This is a genomic window from Streptomyces sp. SPB074 (genome assembly GCF_000154905.1).
GTDB lineage: Bacteria > Actinomycetota > Actinomycetes > Streptomycetales > Streptomycetaceae > Streptomyces.
On the sequence record NZ_GG770539.1, the window covers coordinates 3,292,399 to 3,295,461 of the forward strand.

At 70.3% G+C, this 3,063-nt stretch carries 2 protein-coding genes, 1 tRNA gene, 1 other RNA gene and 1 pseudogene; 2 read left to right on the top strand and 3 right to left on the bottom strand.

What is annotated here, in order from left to right; genetic code table 11:
- Both SSBG_RS13565 and ffs read right to left on the bottom strand, forming a co-directional pair.
- Positions 1-1,205: DNA polymerase III subunit gamma and tau (locus tag SSBG_RS13565; protein WP_078491478.1), on the bottom strand; the 1,205-nt coding region annotated here is incomplete at its 3' end.
- Between the two features lie 44 nt (positions 1,206-1,249).
- Positions 1,250-1,344: signal recognition particle sRNA small type (gene ffs, locus SSBG_RS31135), an RNA gene on the bottom strand.
- A 74-nt stretch (positions 1,345-1,418) separates the two neighbouring features.
- Here ffs and SSBG_RS13570 point away from each other — a divergent pair.
- A tRNA-Ser gene (locus SSBG_RS13570) sits at positions 1,419-1,506 on the top strand.
- Positions 1,507-1,570: 64 nt separating this feature from the next.
- Here SSBG_RS13570 and SSBG_RS13575 read toward each other — a convergent pair.
- Positions 1,571-2,854: a tyrosine-type recombinase/integrase gene (locus tag SSBG_RS13575; RefSeq protein ID WP_008746693.1), complete on the bottom strand. Its 1,284-nt coding sequence runs from the start codon at positions 2,852-2,854 to the stop codon at positions 1,571-1,573.
- A 40-nt stretch (positions 2,855-2,894) separates the two neighbouring features.
- On the opposite strand from SSBG_RS13575, the pseudogene SSBG_RS32650 reads away from it, so the two are divergent.
- Positions 2,895-3,063 (top strand): annotated as a pseudogene (locus SSBG_RS32650) (ATP-binding protein); the annotation flags it as partial.

The following is a 3,063-nucleotide window of genomic DNA, read 5'->3' on the forward strand; positions in this document are numbered from 1 at the left end:
GCCGCTGCCTGCGGGAACGCGGCCGCCGGGGCCGCGCCGGCCGGTGGCCCGGACCGCTCCAGGCGGTCGAGCCGGGCGAGGACGGCGCGCTGGTCGTCGTACGCGGCGGGCAGCAGGACCCGCGCGCAGATGAGTTCGAGCTGGAGGCGCGGCGAGGTGGCACCGCGCATCTCGGTCAGGCCCTCGTTGACGAGGTCGGCGGCGCGGCTCAGCTCGGCGGCCCCGAAGACGGACGCCTGCGCCTGCATCCGCTCCACGACGTCGGCGGGCGCGTCGATCAGGCCCTTCTCCCCGGCGTCGGGCACGGCGGCGAGGATCACGAGGTCGCGCAGCCGCTCCAGGAGGTCGGCGACGAAGCGGCGCGGATCGTTGCCGCCCTCGATGACGCGGTCCACGACCTCGAAGGCGGCGGCGCCGTCCCCGGCGGCGAAGGCGTCCACGACGGAGTCGAGGAGCGAGCCGTCGGTGTACCCGAGGAGCGAGGTCGCCATGGCGTACGTCACCCCGTCCTCGCCCGCACCGGCGAGGAGCTGGTCCATGACGGACATGGAGTCGCGCACGGAGCCGGCCCCGGCCCGTACGACCAGCGGCAGCACCCCGTCCTCGACCCGTACGTCCTCCTGCCCGCAGACCTGGCCGAGGTAGTCGCGCAGGGTCCCGGGCGGGACGAGCCGGAAGGGGTAGTGGTGCGTGCGCGAGCGGATCGTCCCGATGACCTTCTCGGGCTCGGTCGTCGCGAAGATGAACTTGAGGTGCTCGGGCGGCTCCTCCACGACCTTGAGGAGCGCGTTGAAACCGGCCGACGTGACCATGTGGGCCTCGTCGATGATGTAGATCTTGTACCGGCTCGACGCGGGCCCGAAGAACGCCTTCTCGCGCAGGTCACGGGCGTCGTCCACGCCACCGTGCGAAGCCGCGTCGATCTCGATGACGTCGATGGACCCCGGCCCGTTCCTGGCCAGGTCCTGGCAGGACTGGCACTCGCCGCACGGCGTGGGCGTCGGCCCCTGCTCGCAGTTCAGGCAGCGGGCGAGGATGCGGGCGCTGGTCGTCTTGCCGCACCCGCGCGGCCCGCTGAACAGATACGCGTGGTTGACCCTGTTGTTGCGCAGGGCCTGCGACAGGGGGTCGGTGACATGCTCCTGCCCGATGACCTCGGCGAAGGTCTCGGGACGGTAGCGGCGGTACAGCGCGAGGGACGACACACCTACGAGGTTATAGGCGCCCACCGACAAACGGCCCCGCACACGACAACGCCCCCCACGCACCCGCCAGAGCCGACCTACCCTTGCTGCCTTCCGGCCCTGGGGGAGTTCAGTCAGATAGCGCCACGTGAGGGGCTGGCCGCCACCCTACCCGATCCCCGGCCCGTCGATCGAGTTCGCGAGCACTCCCCTCGCTCATGTAATGTCTCCTGCGGAGGATTCGCCTAGAGGCCTAGGGCGCACGCTTGGAAAGCGTGTTGGGGGCAACCCCTCACGAGTTCGAATCTCGTATCCTCCGCCATTGCTCTCACCGGGCAATACGTTGAAGGGCCCCACCGGTTTCGGTGGGGCCCTTCAACGCGTTCTCAGGCGCCGTTGTCCTGGTTTTTGTCCACAGGCCCCGCGTCGGACGCTCCCCAGATCGCTTCCGCGAGCTTCCGCGCCACGTCCTTCAACATCGCGTCCGGCACGTGGAGGTAGCGGGCCCGCATCCGTGCGGCGGTCCCCGGTTCCCATCCCATGATCAGATCAATGACCCGGTCCGGGACGCTCAGGAGCATGAGCACGGTGGCGGCGGTGTGCCGGGCGTCGTGGAGCCGTCCGTCGTGCACACCCGCGTCGGCGAGGAGCCGCTTCCAGTCGTGGTAGTCGGTATTGGGGCTCAGCGGCCCACCGAGAGGCTTGGTGAACACGTACGCGGACTCGGTCCACAGGCTCCCGGCTGCCGCCCGCTCCGCCGCCTGCTGACCCCGGTGGAGCCGCAGCATCGACACGAGAGGGCCGGGCAAGGGGACAGCACGCCGCCCCGCCCGCGACTTGGTGTTCTTCGTCTCGCGCCGGGTCTGCACGCGGTCGGGGCAGTAGCCAGGCTTCCGCCCGCACGGCGCGTCGTCGCGGCACCCGTGGGCGTACTTGGGGCGCAGTCGGTTGCGGCGGAGCTTGAGGTACTCGTTCTCCAGATCCACATCCGTCCAACGCAGCCCGAGCGTCTCCCCCTGCCGTAGTCCGAGCGCCAGAGCCAGCATCCATCGGGCGCTGTTCCGGCGCTTGTTGACCTGGATCAGGAGGCGCTGAACCTCATCGACGGTGTACGGCTCGACCTCGTCCTCGTCCTCTTCCATGCGGGGCGGCTTCGCGAGGGCGGCGGCGTTCTTGGCCGCGTAGCCGCGTCGCACCGCCTCACCGAGCGCGGTCCGAGCGGTCCGGTGGGCCTGGTGCGCGGTCCCCGCCTTGCGCTGCCCGTTGGCCTGCATCCGGCGGTACAGGCTCTCCAGGTGCTCGGGCTCCAGCCGGTCGAGCCTGTGCCGGCCGACACCGGGTACGAGGTGCACTCGCACGGCGACCTCGTACCCGTCGTACGTGTTCTCGCTCACGGTGGGCTTCGCGATGTTCTCGACCCAGTGCTCCAGCCACTTGCCCACCGTCCACGTCTTACCGGGCTGCTGGGCGCTGCCCTGATCGCGCTGCTTCTCCAGGCGCCGCACCTCCGCGACCAGCTCGGTACCCGTGGGGCGCGTCAGATGACGCCGGTAGGGGGTTCCGTCGTCCTTGTAGCCCATAGGGACCCGCGCGTGCCAACGCCCGTCCTTCCCCAGGTAGATCGCGGATTCACCGTTGGCACGACGCGTGCGCTTCTTCTCTTCGGACACTGGCGCCTCTCCTCGTGAGGCAGCGTCCGGAGGAGCAGCGATGAGCAGCGACCTGCGCCGGCCGCCCAAGGACGAGGAGAACCTCATTGCCGCGGTCGCGGCGGGGTGGGTGACCGCCCTGGACAACCTCTCGCACCTGGCACCGGACCTCTCCGACCTCATGTGCTGCATCGTCACCGGCGCCGAGACCATCAAGCGCGCCCTCTACA